This window comes from Methyloversatilis sp. XJ19-13 (genome assembly GCF_024580155.1).
Classification (GTDB): domain Bacteria; phylum Pseudomonadota; class Gammaproteobacteria; order Burkholderiales; family Rhodocyclaceae; genus Methyloversatilis.
Window position 1 is genome coordinate 90,134 of record NZ_JANINH010000011.1, and the last position, 13,731, is coordinate 103,864.

Genomic DNA, 13,731 nt, shown 5'->3' on the forward strand with positions numbered 1-13,731 from the left:
ACGGCCGGCGCGCCGGCACCGTGCTGGTCGGCCGGCCGACCGCCGAACTCAAGCGCGCCTACCACGAGCTGCGCGAGGCGCACGAGGCGCTCAAGCTGGCACAGCAGCAGTTGCTGCATTCGGAAAAGATGGCGTCGCTCGGCCGTCTGGTGGCCGGAGTTGCGCACGAGCTCAACAATCCGATCAGCTTCGTGCTCGGCAACGTGCACGCGCTGAAGAAATACAGCGAACGCATGGGCCGCTACATCGACGCCGTGCACGCCGGGGCGTCGGACGCCGAACTGGGCACGCTGCGCGCTGCGCTGCGCATCGAACATCTGCTGAAGGATCTGCCGTCGTTGATCGAAGGCACGATGGAAGGCGCGCAGCGCACCGCCGACATCGTCAATGGGCTGAAGCGCTTTTCGGCCGTTGATCCGGAAGGGCGCAGCGCCGTCGATCTCAATGCCGTGATCGAGCGGGCCATCCACTGGATACACAAGGGCACCAGCGCGGCCGTCGCGCTGCACTGGGCGGCGCGCGAGCCCTGTGTGGTCACCGGCAGCGCCGGTCAATTGCAGCAGGTGGTGATGAATCTGCTGCAGAACGCCTACGATGCGGCTGGCGCTGAGGATCGCGTCGCCGAGCTCACGCTGAGCTGCACCAACGATGGCGACCGGGTGCGCATGCACTTGCGCGACAACGGACCGGGCATACCCGACGAGTACCTGTCGCGCATTTTCGAACCCTTCTTCACGACCAAGCCGGTCGGCAAGGGCACCGGCCTCGGCCTGTCGATCAGCTACGGCATCGTCGAACAGCACGGCGGCGCGCTGTCCGCCCGCAACCACCCTGAGGGCGGTGCGGAATTCGTGCTGGACCTGCCGCGCGCAGTGGTCGGTCCGCCGGAGTGCGAATCGAAGCGGTGTCCGACGGGCGAGCCGACGGGAACTACTCGATCCTGTCCAGCGCCGCCTTGAAGTTCTGCACCGTGCGTTCGACGTTCTGCAGCTTGTCCAGACCGAACAGGCCGATGCGGAAGCTGCGGAAATCGGCCGGTTCGTCGACCTGCAGCGGCACGCCGGCGGCGATCTGCAGCCCCTGCGCCATGAACTTCTTGCCGTTCTGCATATCCGGATCGCTGGTGTAGCTGACTACGACGCACGGCGCCTTGAAACCGTCGGCGGCAACGCTTTCGAAGCCGCGCGCTTCCATCAGCGCGCGGATCTGGCGGCCCAGCTCGATCTGGTTGGCTTTCACCTTGTCGAAACCGAAACTTTCGGTTTCCAGCATGACCTTGCGCAGCTGCGTCAGACCGTCGGTCGGCAGCGTGGCGTGATAGGCATGGCCGCCGCCTTCATAGGTTTCCATGATCTGCAGCCACTTCTTCAGGTCCGCGGCGTAGCTGGTGCTGGTGGTTGAATCGATGCGGGCGCGGGCGCGCTCGCCCAGCATCACCAGACCCGCGCACGGCGAACCGCTCCAGCCCTTCTGCGGCGCGCTGACGACGATGTCAATGCCCAGTGCGCCCATGTCCACCCACAGCGTGCCGGCGGCGATGGCGTCGACCACGAACAGGCCATCCACTTCGTGCACGGCGGCGGCGACCTCGCGCAGGTAGTCGTCCGGCAGTTGCAGGCCGGCCGAGGTTTCCACCTGCGGTGCGAACACCACGGCGGGCTTGTGTTCGAGGATGGCGGCGACCACTTCACTGATCGGCGGCGGCGCGAACGCCTTCTGCGAGCCGGGCACCGGCTGGCGCGCCTTCAGCACGACGGATTCGGACGGGATGCGGCCCATGTCGAATATCTGCGTCCAGCGGAAGCTGAACCAGCCATTGCGGATCACCATCACCTTCTTGTCGGTGGCGAACTGGCGCGCTACAGCTTCCATGCCGAAAGTGCCGCTGCCCGGCACGACGACCGCCGATTTCGCGTTGTAGACCTGCTTGAGCACGCGCGAAATGTCCTTCATGACGCCCTGGAAGGACTGCGACATGTGGTTCAGCGCGCGGTCGGTGTACACGACCGAATATTCGAGCAGCCCCTGGGGGTCGACATTGGGCAACAGGCTGGGCACGGTGTTCTCCGGATAGATGAGGTGGTGTGACAGGACCGCGCCGTCGCTCGTGGCGGCGGCAGGACAGTGCCTGTGACGATTCGACGGGTCGTCGGTCGGCGGATGGCCGTTCCGTGCGTACTCGAAGGCCCGCGATTCTAAATCACCGCGCGCCGGTTCGCTCGACCGGACCGCGCAACCCGTCAGGGCAGCGTTCGCAGGGTCTGCTAACGTCCGTGTCTGGATGCGTCCCGGCACGCAGGCTGCGCGCCGGGACGCATGCCGCATCACAACCCATGAGGACTCACCATCTTGTCTGACCTGAAGGACCCGCGCGTGCTGTTTGCCGCCGAGCGTACGCTGCTGGCGTGGAACCGCACCAGTCTGGCGCTGATCGCCTTCGGTTTCGTCGTCGAACGCGCCGGCATCCTGATCCGGCTGGTATCGCCGGCACAGCATGGGGCCGGCCTGTCCGGCGCGTCGCTGTGGTTCGGGTTGGCGTTCATCGTGCTCGGCGCATGGGTGGCCGGGTGGTCGTCGCGACAATACCTGCGCCTGCTCGGCACGCTTACACCGGCCGAATTCCCGCCCGGCTACGGCGCGCGCTGGGGCGCCTGGGTCAATCTCGTCGTAGCGGCGCTGGGGGCCGGGCTGGCGGTCATGCTTTACCGGGCAGCCTGAGCACACGCGCCGCGGAACTGCGACCGGTCGATTCCGATGGCATTGAATGCCGCAGTGTGCGCTAGACTGCGCCCATTGCACAAAATGACGATTACATGTCACTCGCCATACTGCGCAGCCGCGCGCTGGCCGGCCTGCATGCACCTGAGGTGGCGGTCGAAGTGCACGTCGCAAACGGGTTGCCCGCGTTTTCCCTGGTCGGTCTGCCTGATGCCGAAGTGCGGGAAGCACGCGACCGCGTGCGCGCGGCCATCCTGTGTTCCGGCTTCGAGTTTCCGGCCCGGCGCATCACCGTCAATCTGGCGCCGGCTGATCTGCCGAAGGAATCCGGCCGATTCGACCTGCCGATCGCGCTCGGCATCCTGATCGCGTCCGGTGCGCTCGCCGCGCCAACCCTCGACCGCCATGAGTTTGCCGGCGAACTGTCGCTGACCGGCGCGCTGCGCCCGGTGCGCGGTGCGCTGCCGATGGCGCTTGGCGCGCGCGATGCCGGTCGCTGTTTCGTGCTGCCGGCGGAGTCGGCGGCGGAAGCGGTGATGGTGGCTGGCGTCGATGTGCGCGCCGCGCGCTCGCTGCTCGACGTGTGCGCCCACCTGTGCGGTCGCGAGGCACTGCACCGCGCGAGCGCCCCTGCGCAGCACGCGGCACCGGTGTGGCCGGATCTGGCCGATGTGCGGGGCCAGCTGCAGGCGCGCCGCGCACTGGAAATTGCCGCTGCGGGAAGTCATTCGCTGTTGCTCAGCGGCCCGCCCGGCACCGGAAAGTCGATGCTGGCGGCACGTCTGCCCGGCCTGCTGCCCGATCTTGAAGAAGCCGAGGCGCTGGAAACGGCGGCCGTGCTGTCGGGCGCCGGCCTGTTCGACGCCGCCCGTCTGACGCACCGGCCGTTCCGCGCTCCGCATCATTCGGCCAGCGCGGCCGCGCTGGTGGGGGGCGGTGCCGTGCCGCGGCCGGGCGAAATTTCGCTGGCTCACCATGGTGTGCTGTTTCTCGACGAACTGCCCGAATTCGACCGCCGCGTGCTCGAAGCACTGCGCGAGCCGCTGGAAACCGGTCATGTGACGATTGCCCGCGCCGCCCACCGGGCGCAGTTTCCGGCGCGCTTTCAGCTGGTCGCAGCGATGAATCCCTGTCCGTGCGGCTATCTGGGTCATCCGTCGGCGCGCTGCCGCTGCACGCCGGACCAGGTGGCGCGCTACCGGAATCGCCTGTCGGGGCCTCTGCTCGACCGCATTGATCTGATGGTGACCGTGGCGCCTCTGGCCGAGCATGAGCTGCGCGCAGGCCCGGGTGAAGCCACGCCCGTTGTGCGCGCACGGGTGCAGGTTGCACGCAGTCGGCAGCTCGCGCGTCAGGCGCGGCCGAACCAGTCGCTGGAGGCGGCCGACATCGATCTGCACTGCGTGCTCAGCGATCCGGCGCGCACGCTGCTCGGCCAGGCGATGACGGCGCTGAACCTGTCGGCGCGCGCCTATCACCGCTGTCTCAAGGTGGCGCGGACGATCGCCGATCTGGCGGACATGGATTGCATCGCCCCGGCGCATGTGGCCGAAGCGATCCAGTACCGGCGTGCGCTCGACGTGCCGGCAGGATAGATCGCTGGTTCAGTTCTGGCCGGCGAGCTGGCGGAAACGCGCGAGATCTTCCTGGAAGCGCCGCTGTGTCTCGACCAGATCGCGCTCTTTCGCTGCGATGTTGTCGGCCAGCAGGCGCATGTCCTGCGCGTTGGTGTCCAGCCGGTCCTTGATGCCTGGCGGTACCGGCTTGCCTGCGAAGCGCGCGGCGTCCGCTTCCAGATTGACGTGGCGCTTCCTGAGCGTCTGCTGCTGGTCGCGCAGTTGCACAAGCAGCTCTTCGATATCGGTCACCCGGCGCTTGCGCGCCATGTCGATGTCGCGCTCGCTCGAATAGGTATTGAGCAGCGTGGCATCGCGGCGACGCTGTTCCTGGCGCGCGCGGTCTTCCTCGCTGGCCCTTTGCGCCGCGGCGTCGCGCTTTGCGCGCTGTTCCGCACTGATCGGCGCATCGACCTGCTTCACCGTCGCGCCCTGCTTGTTCAGCTCGCGGTAACTGCGGTCGGCACAGGATTCCGGCAGCACGTCGCCGCACACCTGATGACCACGCGCGTCCTTGCAGCAATAGACGCGCGCCTCGGCGAGCGGCGTGTGCATCAGGCCGATCAGGACCAGGCCGGGCAGCAGGTGACGCAGTTCCAGGGTGATCATCTTCAGGTGCCGACTCCGTATTGCGCGCGATACGCCTGTACCGCCGCCAGATTGCTCTCCATGCCGGGGGTGAGCTGCAGGTAGCCCACCAGATCATCGAGACTGGCGCAGGCCACCACCGGCATGCCATACAAACGTTCCACTTCCTGAACCGCTGACAAGGCGCCGCTGCCGCGTTCCATGCGATCAAGCGCGATGGCGACGCCGGCCGGGGTCGCGCCGGCGGCACGGATCAGTTCGACCGACTCGCGCACCGATGTGCCGGCGCTGATCACGTCATCGATGATCAGCACGCGACCCTTGAGTGGCGCGCCGATCAACGTGCCGCCTTCGCCGTGGTCCTTCGCTTCCTTGCGGTTGAATGCGAACGGCACATCGCGACCGCGCTGCGCCATCTGCATCGCCGCGCCGGCGGCCAGCACAATGCCCTTGTAGGCCGGGCCGAACAGCATGTCGAACGCCGGCGCTCGGTCCAGGATGGTTTCGGCATAGAACTCCGAAAGCTTTAGCACAGACGCGCCGCTGTTGAACAATCCGGCGTTGAAAAAGTACGGTGACTGGCGGCCCGCCTTGGTGGTGAAGCTGCCGAAGCGCAGCACGCCGGTGTCGCAGGCGAACTGCACGAATGAACGTCTAGAATCCACGGAATTTCCCAATAAATCGGATAAACCGGCCATGTTACGTATCGTGTCGCTCAACCTCAACGGTATCCGCTCGGCCACGACAAAGGGTGTGTGGACCTGGCTGGCCGGCGAATCGCCGGACGTGCTGGCGGTGCAGGAGCTGAAGGCGCAGGCGGCCGATCTCGACGATGCGATGCGCGCGCCGGCCGCGCTCGGCGGTCTGCCCGGCCATTTCCACTACGCGCTGAAGAAGGGCTACAGCGGTGTCGGGCTGTACGCGCGGCGGGTACCTTCGCGCGTGATCACCGGGTTCGGCGAGCAGGAGTTCGATGACGAAGGCCGCTACGTGGAAGCCGATTTCGGTGACCTGACCGTCATTTCGCTCTATCTGCCGTCCGGCTCCAGCGCACCGGAGCGGCAGGAGGCGAAATTCCGCTTTCTCGACGCCTTCGTGCCGCATCTGGCAGCGCTGCGCGCCAGCGGCCGCGAGATCGTCATCTGCGGCGACTGGAACATCGCGCACCGGGAAATCGACCTGAAGAACTGGAAGGGCAATCTGAAGAATTCAGGTTTCCTGCCCGAAGAGCGGGCGTGGATGAGCGCCCTGCTCGGGCAGGGCGGCTGGGTCGATGTCTATCGCATCCTGCACCCCGACGCCACCGAGGACTGCTACACCTGGTGGAGCAACCGCGGCCAGGCGCGCGCAAACAATGTCGGGTGGCGCATCGACTACCAGATCGCGACCCCGGGAATCGCCGCGAAGGCCCGCGCAGCGCGGGTCTTCAAGGACCATAGATTCAGCGATCATGCGCCGTTGATTGTCGACTACGATGTCAGCCTGCCCTGATCCTTCAGTCTCGAGCCATCGGGTTTTCCGTTCATCACTGGAGTGCTCCATGAAGACAAGCCGTGTCGTGCTGTTCGCCCTGCTTACCGCGCCATTCGCCCTGCCGCTGCCGGCTGCGGCGTATGACCGCATCTATGCCTTCGGCGACAGCCTGTCGGATGACGGGAATCTCTACGCGCTGACCGGAAACCTCTATCCGCCTCTCCCGTACTTCGAGGGGCGATTGTCGAACGGCATCACGGCGGTCGAGTATCTGGCCGACACGCTCGGCGCCGGACTGTCGAACTTTGCCGTGGCGGGCGCCCGCACCGGCACACCGGTCGGCGGCGGTTCGGACAACTTCATCGATGACGATGAGTCGGTGTTTCCGCCGAACTTCTTCAACGGCACCGGCGTCGTGGCGCAGGTCAATGGCTACCTGGGCGGCAGCGGCGGAACCGCCAGTGCCAGCGACCTGTACTTCATCTGGGCGGGTCCGAACGATTACTTCCTGCTGTCCGAAGCGGCACCGGGCTCGGTCGATCCGCAGGCCTATGTCGCGAACGCCATCGGCAATCTCTACAGCTCGGTCACCACGCTGTATGCCGCAGGTGCAAAGAATTTCCTGATCCCGAACCTGCCCAATCTGGGTCTGGTACCCGAGCTGGCTGACGACGATCCCTTCATTTCGCTGGTGGCCACGCAGATATCGCTTGGACACAATGCTGCACTGGCCGATCTGCTCGCCGATCTCGACGCTGCGCTGCCGGACGCGAACTTCTTCACCGCCGACACCTTCGCACTGATCACCGCGGTCAATGCTGATCCGCAGGCGTTCGGCTTCACGAACGCGACGGACGCCTGCATCGAAAGCGTGTCCTGCGTCGACGGCAACGGTGCCGGATATCTGTTCTGGGATGGTGTGCACATCACCACGGCAGCTCACCAGCAGGTCGCGTCCGCCTTCGCATCCGCACTCGCGCCGGTGCCCGAGGCCCAGACCTGGGCCATGCTGCTGGCCGGTCTTGGCCTGATCGGCGTAGCCGGTCGCCTACGTGCTTCAAGGGTGCAGGCCCACACAGGTGCGTTGCGCGAGGCAACTTAAGGGGTTAACTTCGTGTCTTTCGAGGCACCCCATTCAACAAGGAGAACATCAATGTCCGAACTCATCGATCAATCAACAGTCACCAAGCAGAAGCTGATTGCGGACCTGAAGGTGGTGATCGCCGACGCGGAAGAACTGCTGAAGGTCACGGCCAATCAGGCTGGCGAAAAAGTGAGCGAACTGCGCGTGCGCATGCAGGAAAACCTGACCTCCGCGCGCCACAAGCTGGCCGACGCCGAAGCGGCACTCAAGGAAAAGTCGCGCGAAGTGGCGCGCGTCACAGATGACTATGTGCACGATCACCCATGGAAGGCGATCGGCGTTGCGGCCGGTGCCGGATTGCTGATCGGGCTCCTGATCGGTCGTCGCTGAGCGCGATGTCGGAACCGCAACGGCCCGAGCGTCTTGCCGTATCGCTGAAGGGGTTCTTCTCCAGCCTGATCGAACTTGTCCATGTCAGGCTGGAATTGGTCACGGTCGAGGCGCGCGATGAAGCGCTGCGTCTGACCGAGCTGCTGGTGTATGGCGCACTGGCCATCGCCTTTCTCACCTTTGGCATCGCCTTTCTGGCGGTATTGTTGACGGTGCTTTTGTGGGACAGCCACCGCCTGCTGGCGCTGACGCTGTTTTCCACGCTGTTCATCACGCTCGGGGTGCTCGCGGCGGTCGTTGCGCGCGCGCGCATGGCAGAGGGCACACGCTTGTTCGCATCGTCGCTTGACGAACTGAAACGCGACCGCGATAGCCTGCAGCCATGAATCCGCAACGCATGCGCCTTGCCCTGACGCGCGAGCGGCTGCTGGAGCGCTCGCGAACGCTGCGCAGCATCGCGGTGGAACAGTCTGCCGCGCTGTCCCCGGCATTGCGCGTTGGCGACACGGTACGCGACGGTGTGCAGTGGGTGCGGATGCATCCTGAAGTCATCGCCGCGGCAGCGGTCGGCATGATCCTTCTGCGGCCGCGTCGCGTCTGGCGCTGGGGCCTGCGGCTGTGGGGGGGCTGGCGATTGCTGCAGCAGTTGCAGCACAGACTGGGTTCCGACGGCAGACGACCATGATCCGCGCGCGCATCGGAAGTGCAGGCCGGCAGGCCCGGGTTCGGCGCCGGTAACTCAAGTTTTCGGCAAGATTGCCGAATTCAGCTCACTGCCATCGTTCCGACTCCAGACATGTCCTCCTTTACCGCACAGGAACTGGCGCAGCGCACGACAGAGCTGGTGACCCTGCCGGCCATCTATCATCGCGTGAAACAGGTTTTCGACGATCCGGAAGGTTCGGTGCTCGACCTCGCGAAAGTGGTGGTGGCTGATCCCGGAATCACGATGCGCGTGCTGCGCGTCGTCAACAGCGTCTTCTACGGCTTTCCCGGCAAGGTCGAAACCATGTCGCGCGCGGTCAGCGTGCTCGGCATGCAGCAGGTGCACGACATCGTGCTGGCCACCACGGTGACCGCCGTCTTCTCCGGCATGCGCCCCGAGCGCATGGACGTTGCCCGTTTCTGGCGCGCGTCCGCGATGCGCGGGCTGCTGGCGCGCGCGGCCGCCAAGAGCTGCGGCCTGCTTGATGCCGAACGTCTGTTCGTCGGCGGCCTGCTGGCCGACATCGGCCACATGGTGATGTTCATGCATGTTCCTCAACTGGCCGAGGCAGCGCTGGTGGAGTGCCGGGCGTCCGGCGCCGCGCCGGAATTGATCGAACGCGACGTCATCGGATGCGACTACGCCGCTGTTGGTGCCGAACTGCTGCGATCATGGCAATTGCCGACCAGTTTTTCGACAGCCATCGGCGCCCAGACAGATCCGGCACGTGGCGCGCCGCACGAGTTCGAAGCCTGCCTGCTGCATTTCGCGCGCTGCGCAGTCGGTCACGACGGCGAACTGCTCGATTCGGCCCGGATCGTGGCCACCGTAGTACCCGAGGCGTGGAACATGACCCGGCTGGAACCGCAGGCTTTCGAGGGCGCATGCGCCGAAGCAAGCAGTTCCATGGCCGCGGTGATGGGGCTGTTCTTTCCGGAATACGCCTGACCCAAAAGCTGTTCGACCGGCGCTGCCGCGCGGTGGGTCGCCGGGGCTGGTATCTTCCGGCCTTGTTCCTGCCCCGCACCGCACCTGCGCCTCGCCCGTGACCCCGCAATCCACTGCTGCCGGCTGGCTCGACAGTCTGAAGGTCTATGCGCACCCGCGCGTCGCCGGCATGCTGTTTCTCGGCTTTTCCGCCGGGCTGCCGCTGATTCTGGTGCTCGGCTCGCTGTCGTACTGGCTGCGCGAGGCGGGCATCGATCGCTCGACCATCGGCTATTTCAGCTGGATCGGCCTCGCCTACGCCTTCAAGTGGATGTGGTCGCCGCTGGTCGATCGCCTGCCACTGCCGCTGCTGACCGGACTGCTCGGTCGGCGCCGCAGCTGGCTGCTGGCGTCACAGCTCACCATCGCGCTGGCGTTGCTCGGCATGGCCGCAACAGATCCGGCGCAGAACCTGAGCCGCATGGCGTACTGCGCGCTGGCGGTTGCCTTTGCTTCGGCGACGCAGGACATCGCGCTCGACGCCTACCGTATCGAGGCGGTCGAGCAGCGGCTGCAGGGCGCGATGGCGGCGACCTACCAGGGCGGCTACCGCATCGCGATGATCGTCGCCTCGGCCGGCGTGCTGTGGCTGGCGGCATCGGTCGATGCGACCGAACTCGTTTATGAGCACGCGCCCTGGCGCTTCGCCTACCTGGTGATGGCGGCGAGCATGTCGGTCGGCGTGGTGACTACGTTGCTCATCCGCGAGCCGGAGGTGGTGGTGTCGGCCGAAACCGTGCAGCGCGAGGCGCGCGCTCGTGACTGGCTGATGCGCGAGGGCCTGCACGGCCCGCTGCTGCGTCTGGCGGCCTGGCTGCACGGCGCTGCGCTGTCGCCTCTGCTCGACTTCATCCGCCGCTACCGCTGGCAGGCCGTGCTGCTGCTGGCCCTGATCGGCACCTACCGCATTTCCGACGTGGTCATGGGCATCATGGCCAACGCCTTCTATGTCGACATGGGCTACACCAAGGACGAGGTGGCGACGGTGGCCAAGGTGTACGGCGTGGGCATGACCATCGCCGGTGCGGTGATCGGCGGTGTGCTGACGGCCCGCATCGGCGTCATGAAGACGCTGTTTCTGGGTGCGCTGCTGTCGTCGGTCACCAATCTGCTGTTCGTCTGGCTGGCCGGTCGCGGCCACGACGTGAGCGGCCTCATCTTCGCGATCTCGGCCGACAACCTGTCGGCCGGCATCGCGTCGTCCGCCTTCGTGGCCTATCTGTCGGGGCTGACCAATGTGGCGTATTCGGCCACGCAGTACGCGCTGTTCAGTTCGCTGATGCTGCTGCTGCCCAAGTTCATCGCCGGGTTTTCCGGCGTCGTGGTGGACGAGCGTGGTTATGAATTCTTCTTCACCGGCACCGCACTGCTCGGCGTGCCGGTGCTCGCGCTGGTCTGGCTGGCGGCGCGGGCGGAACGAGGCAATTAGCAAGGGTCAAGGCGGCGCCTGTTTCCGGGCGCCCGCCGTCCTGCGCGAGGGCTTGCGGATTTTCAGCGTCGCTTCGCGCGCGCCTGTTCCAGCTGTTCGCACATCTGCGCCGCACCGTCGAGAACGCGCGGCGTATTGCGCTGCAGCCGTTCCGGCGGAATGAAATAGAGGTTGTCCCGCGCGACGGCCGGCAGGCTGCGCCAGCGCCGCCACGCGTCCAGCCACTCCGGGCGCGCATCGGCCATGCCGCTGGCGACGATGACCTCTGGTGCTGCGGCCAGCACCGCCTCTTCGGTCACCGTCGGCGCGAGGATGGCCAGATCGGCAAACACATTGCGTCCGCCACACAGCGCCATCACGGCGCTGATCAGATGTTCGCCATTGATCGTCATCGGCGGCCGGTCCCAGATCTGGTAGAACACGCCGACCGGCGGGCGGGAGGCAAAGCGCGCCGCCAGCCTGTCGCGTCGCGTGCGGAAGTCGAGCGCTGCGGCCTCCGCGATCTTGGACGTACCGGCCAGCCGGCCGAGCAGTTCGAGCGTGCGCGGAATGTCATCCAGCGAGCGCGGTTCGCTGACGAAAACCGGAATGCCCAGCCGGTCGAGCTGACCGTATTGCGCGGCACGGGTGCTGCTCTGCCAGGCGATGACCAGATCGGGCTTCAGCGCTGCGACCGCCTCGATGTCGACGGCGCTGGAACTGCCGACCCGCGGCAGCGCCCGCGCCGCCGGCGGAAAATCGCTGTATTCGACCGCGCCGACCAGCTTCGCGCCTGCGCCGGCGGCGTACAGCAGTTCTGTCACATGCGGCGCGAGACTGACGATGCGCTGCGCGGCAGTCGGCAGCACGACGCGGCGTCCGGCGTCGTCGGTCACGCTGACGCCGGCGCGTGCCGGGGTGGCGGCAAGCATCAGTCCGGTCAGCAGCCAGGCCAGACGCATCATGCCGGCACGAAATAGCGACGCTCACCATCGCGCAGCTCGCGCAGCGGGTGGCAGAACGCGCGTGACAGCGTATCCGGCTGCAGCACCGTGTCGACCGCTCCGCAGACCCACTCGCCGCCGCCGGTCAGCAGCAGCACGCGGTCGCAGAAACGCAGCACCTGATTGAGGTCGTGCAGCACAGCCACCACGGCGCGCCCCTCGTCGTGCGCCATGCCGGCGAACAGCGACAGCGTGTCCATCTGGTAGTCGAGGTCGAGATGGGTGACCGGCTCGTCGAGCAGGCAGAGCGGCGCGTCCTGCGCCAGCAGCGAGGCGATGGCCACACGCTGTCGTTCGCCGCCGGACAGCGTGCGCACATCGCGCGCCTCGAAGCCGGTGAGCGACACCCGGGCCATCGCGTCGAACGCGACCTGCACGTCGAGCGCGCTGTCGTCCGACCAGCGGCCGATGTGCGGATGCCGACCGACCAGCACGGTGTCGAGCACCGTCGACGCGAAGGCATCTTCGTGCGACTGCGCCAGCAGCGCGCGCCGGCGCGCCAGCGCGCGCGGCGCCATCGATGCGATCGGCATGCCGTCTAGCGTCAGCGTGCCGGCAAGCGGCGCACGCAGCCCGGCCAGCGTGCTCAGCACGGTGGACTTGCCGATGCCGTTGCGGCCGATGACGGCGAGCATTTCACCCGGCCGGATGTCGAGGTCGAGCGCGGCGCACAAGGTGCGTCCGTCGATGCCGACGCTGACACCGCGCGCGACGAGCAGGGGCGGGGCGGTGCTCATTGACGGCGATACAGCAGGAACAGGAACACCGGCACGCCGAGCAGCGCCGTCAGCACGCCGACCGGCAATTGCGCCGGCGCGATGAGGGTGCGCGCTGCGGTATCGGCCAGCAGCAGCAGCAGGGCGCCCGCCAGCGCACTGGCCGGCAGCAGCAGGCGCTGGTCGTTGCCGAGCGCCAGCCGCATCAGGTGCGGCACGACCAGTCCGACAAAGCCGACCGCGCCGACCGTGGTCACCGCGACCGCGGTCAGCGCCGACGCGATCAGGTAGATCGCCAGGCGCAGGCGCAGCACCGGTACGCCGAGCGTCTGCGCGGTGAGGTCGCCGCGTGCCAGCAGGTTCAGGTCACGCGCCAGCGGCATGCACACCAGCACGCCGATGGCCAGCGCCCACAGCGCAGCCGCGGGCGGTGCGGCCACACCGGCGTCGCCCATCAGCCAGAACAGCATGCCGCGCAGCGACTGCTCGTTCGCTACGGTCAGCATGAAGGACACCGCCGCGCCGCAGCCGGCCGACACGATGACGCCGGTCAGCAGGAGCCGCGTCGGCGTGCGCCCGCCCTCGCCGTGGGCCAGCCCGAACACCAGCGCCATCGCAGCCAGCGCACCGGCAAAGGCGGACAGTTCGAACAGCGCGCCCGCCAGTCCGGCCGTCATGGCCAGCAGCGCGCCGACCGAGGCGCCGCCGGAAATGCCGAGCACGTAAGGGTCGGCCAGCGGATTGCGCAGCAGCACCTGCATCAGCGCGCCGGCCAGCGCGAGCAGTCCACCGCAGGCTGCCGCGGCCAGCACGCGCGGCAGTCGCAGGCCGAGCACCACGTCGCCGGCCACCCCGGCATCGCCGCCGGTCGCGATCTGCCACAGCTGCGCCGGGCTGACCGGCACGCTGCCGAGCGACAGCGACAGCGAGATCGACAGCAGAAGGCCGATGGCGAGCAGTGGCAGCGCCAGCGTGCGGCGACGCGGCGTGCGGGTGCGCACGGACGCAGGGGATTGCATGGCGTCAGCAGGGATGGACATG

16 protein-coding genes are annotated in these 13,731 nt (G+C 67.1%); 10 read left to right on the forward strand and 6 right to left on the reverse strand.

Going from position 1 to position 13,731, the window contains the following annotated elements; genetic code table 11:
- Positions 1-959 (forward strand): sensor histidine kinase (locus NMQ14_RS14395; protein WP_257097221.1); only part of this gene is annotated, 959 nt, incomplete at its 5' end.
- Here NMQ14_RS14395 and NMQ14_RS14400 read toward each other — a convergent pair.
- A complete protein-coding gene (locus NMQ14_RS14400; RefSeq protein ID WP_257097223.1) occupies positions 931-2,058 on the reverse strand; it encodes an aminotransferase class V-fold PLP-dependent enzyme in 1,128 nt (375 codons plus the stop codon). The two genes, NMQ14_RS14395 and NMQ14_RS14400, sit on opposite strands and share 29 nt — an antisense overlap.
- 291 nt (positions 2,059-2,349) lie before the next feature.
- Here NMQ14_RS14400 and NMQ14_RS14405 point away from each other — a divergent pair, with 291 nt between their 5' ends.
- Complete coding sequence (locus NMQ14_RS14405) at positions 2,350-2,718, forward strand: YidH family protein (RefSeq protein WP_257097224.1); 369 nt, start codon at positions 2,350-2,352, stop codon at positions 2,716-2,718.
- Between the two features lie 95 nt (positions 2,719-2,813).
- Complete coding sequence (locus NMQ14_RS14410) at positions 2,814-4,313, forward strand: YifB family Mg chelatase-like AAA ATPase (protein ID WP_257097227.1); 1,500 nt, start codon at positions 2,814-2,816, stop codon at positions 4,311-4,313.
- A gap of 9 nt (positions 4,314-4,322) precedes the next feature.
- Here the strand turns inward: NMQ14_RS14410 and NMQ14_RS14415 are convergent, their stop codons facing one another.
- Both NMQ14_RS14415 and pyrE read right to left on the reverse strand, forming a co-directional pair.
- Positions 4,323-4,943, reverse strand: a complete 621-nt coding sequence (locus NMQ14_RS14415) for a hypothetical protein (RefSeq protein ID WP_257097228.1) — start codon at positions 4,941-4,943, stop codon at positions 4,323-4,325.
- Between the two features lie 2 nt (positions 4,944-4,945).
- The gene (pyrE, locus tag NMQ14_RS14420) at positions 4,946-5,566 is read right to left on the reverse strand and encodes an orotate phosphoribosyltransferase (RefSeq protein ID WP_257097269.1); all 621 of its coding nucleotides are present in this window, start codon (positions 5,564-5,566) and stop codon (positions 4,946-4,948) included.
- Positions 5,567-5,618: 52 nt separating this feature from the next.
- Between pyrE and NMQ14_RS14425 the strand changes: the two genes are divergently transcribed.
- The 7 genes from NMQ14_RS14425 to NMQ14_RS14455 all read left to right on the forward strand — a co-directional run bounded on the left by NMQ14_RS14425 (position 5,619) and on the right by NMQ14_RS14455 (position 10,991).
- A complete protein-coding gene (locus tag NMQ14_RS14425) occupies positions 5,619-6,413 on the forward strand; it encodes an exodeoxyribonuclease III (RefSeq protein WP_257097229.1) in 795 nt (264 codons plus the stop codon).
- A gap of 49 nt (positions 6,414-6,462) precedes the next feature.
- Positions 6,463-7,497, forward strand: coding sequence for an SGNH/GDSL hydrolase family protein (locus tag NMQ14_RS14430; protein WP_257097230.1), 1,035 nt, complete (start codon positions 6,463-6,465; stop codon positions 7,495-7,497).
- Between the two features lie 51 nt (positions 7,498-7,548).
- Complete coding sequence (locus tag NMQ14_RS14435) at positions 7,549-7,869, forward strand: YqjD family protein (RefSeq protein WP_257097231.1); 321 nt, start codon at positions 7,549-7,551, stop codon at positions 7,867-7,869.
- Positions 7,870-7,874: 5 nt separating this feature from the next.
- Positions 7,875-8,255 (forward strand): phage holin family protein, encoded by a 381-nt coding sequence (locus tag NMQ14_RS14440; protein ID WP_069038837.1) that lies wholly within the window; start codon positions 7,875-7,877, stop codon positions 8,253-8,255.
- Positions 8,252-8,554 carry a YqjK-like family protein gene (locus NMQ14_RS14445; protein WP_257097232.1) on the forward strand — a complete coding sequence of 101 codons (303 nt, stop codon included), beginning with the start codon at positions 8,252-8,254 and terminating at the stop codon, positions 8,552-8,554. The genes NMQ14_RS14440 and NMQ14_RS14445 overlap by 4 nt, the downstream gene beginning before the upstream one ends.
- Positions 8,555-8,665: 111 nt before the next feature.
- On the forward strand, positions 8,666-9,523 hold the full coding sequence (locus tag NMQ14_RS14450; RefSeq protein WP_257097233.1) for an HDOD domain-containing protein: 858 nt from the start codon (positions 8,666-8,668) through the stop codon (positions 9,521-9,523).
- 169 nt (positions 9,524-9,692) lie between these two features.
- A complete protein-coding gene (locus NMQ14_RS14455) occupies positions 9,693-10,991 on the forward strand; it encodes an MFS transporter (protein ID WP_257097271.1) in 1,299 nt (432 codons plus the stop codon).
- 62 nt (positions 10,992-11,053) lie between these two features.
- Here the strand turns inward: NMQ14_RS14455 and NMQ14_RS14460 are convergent, their stop codons facing one another.
- Genes NMQ14_RS14460 through NMQ14_RS14470 form a run of 3 tightly spaced genes read right to left on the reverse strand, consistent with a single transcriptional unit; the run spans position 11,054 to position 13,730 of the window.
- Complete coding sequence (locus NMQ14_RS14460; protein ID WP_257097234.1) at positions 11,054-11,935, reverse strand: cobalamin-binding protein; 882 nt, start codon at positions 11,933-11,935, stop codon at positions 11,054-11,056.
- Positions 11,932-12,711: an ABC transporter ATP-binding protein gene (locus NMQ14_RS14465; protein ID WP_257097236.1), complete on the reverse strand. Its 780-nt coding sequence runs from the start codon at positions 12,709-12,711 to the stop codon at positions 11,932-11,934. Before NMQ14_RS14465 ends, NMQ14_RS14460 begins: the two co-directional genes overlap by 4 nt.
- Positions 12,708-13,730, reverse strand: a complete 1,023-nt coding sequence (locus NMQ14_RS14470; protein ID WP_257097238.1) for an iron ABC transporter permease — start codon at positions 13,728-13,730, stop codon at positions 12,708-12,710. Before NMQ14_RS14470 ends, NMQ14_RS14465 begins: the two co-directional genes overlap by 4 nt.
- Position 13,731 lies beyond the last annotated feature (1 nt).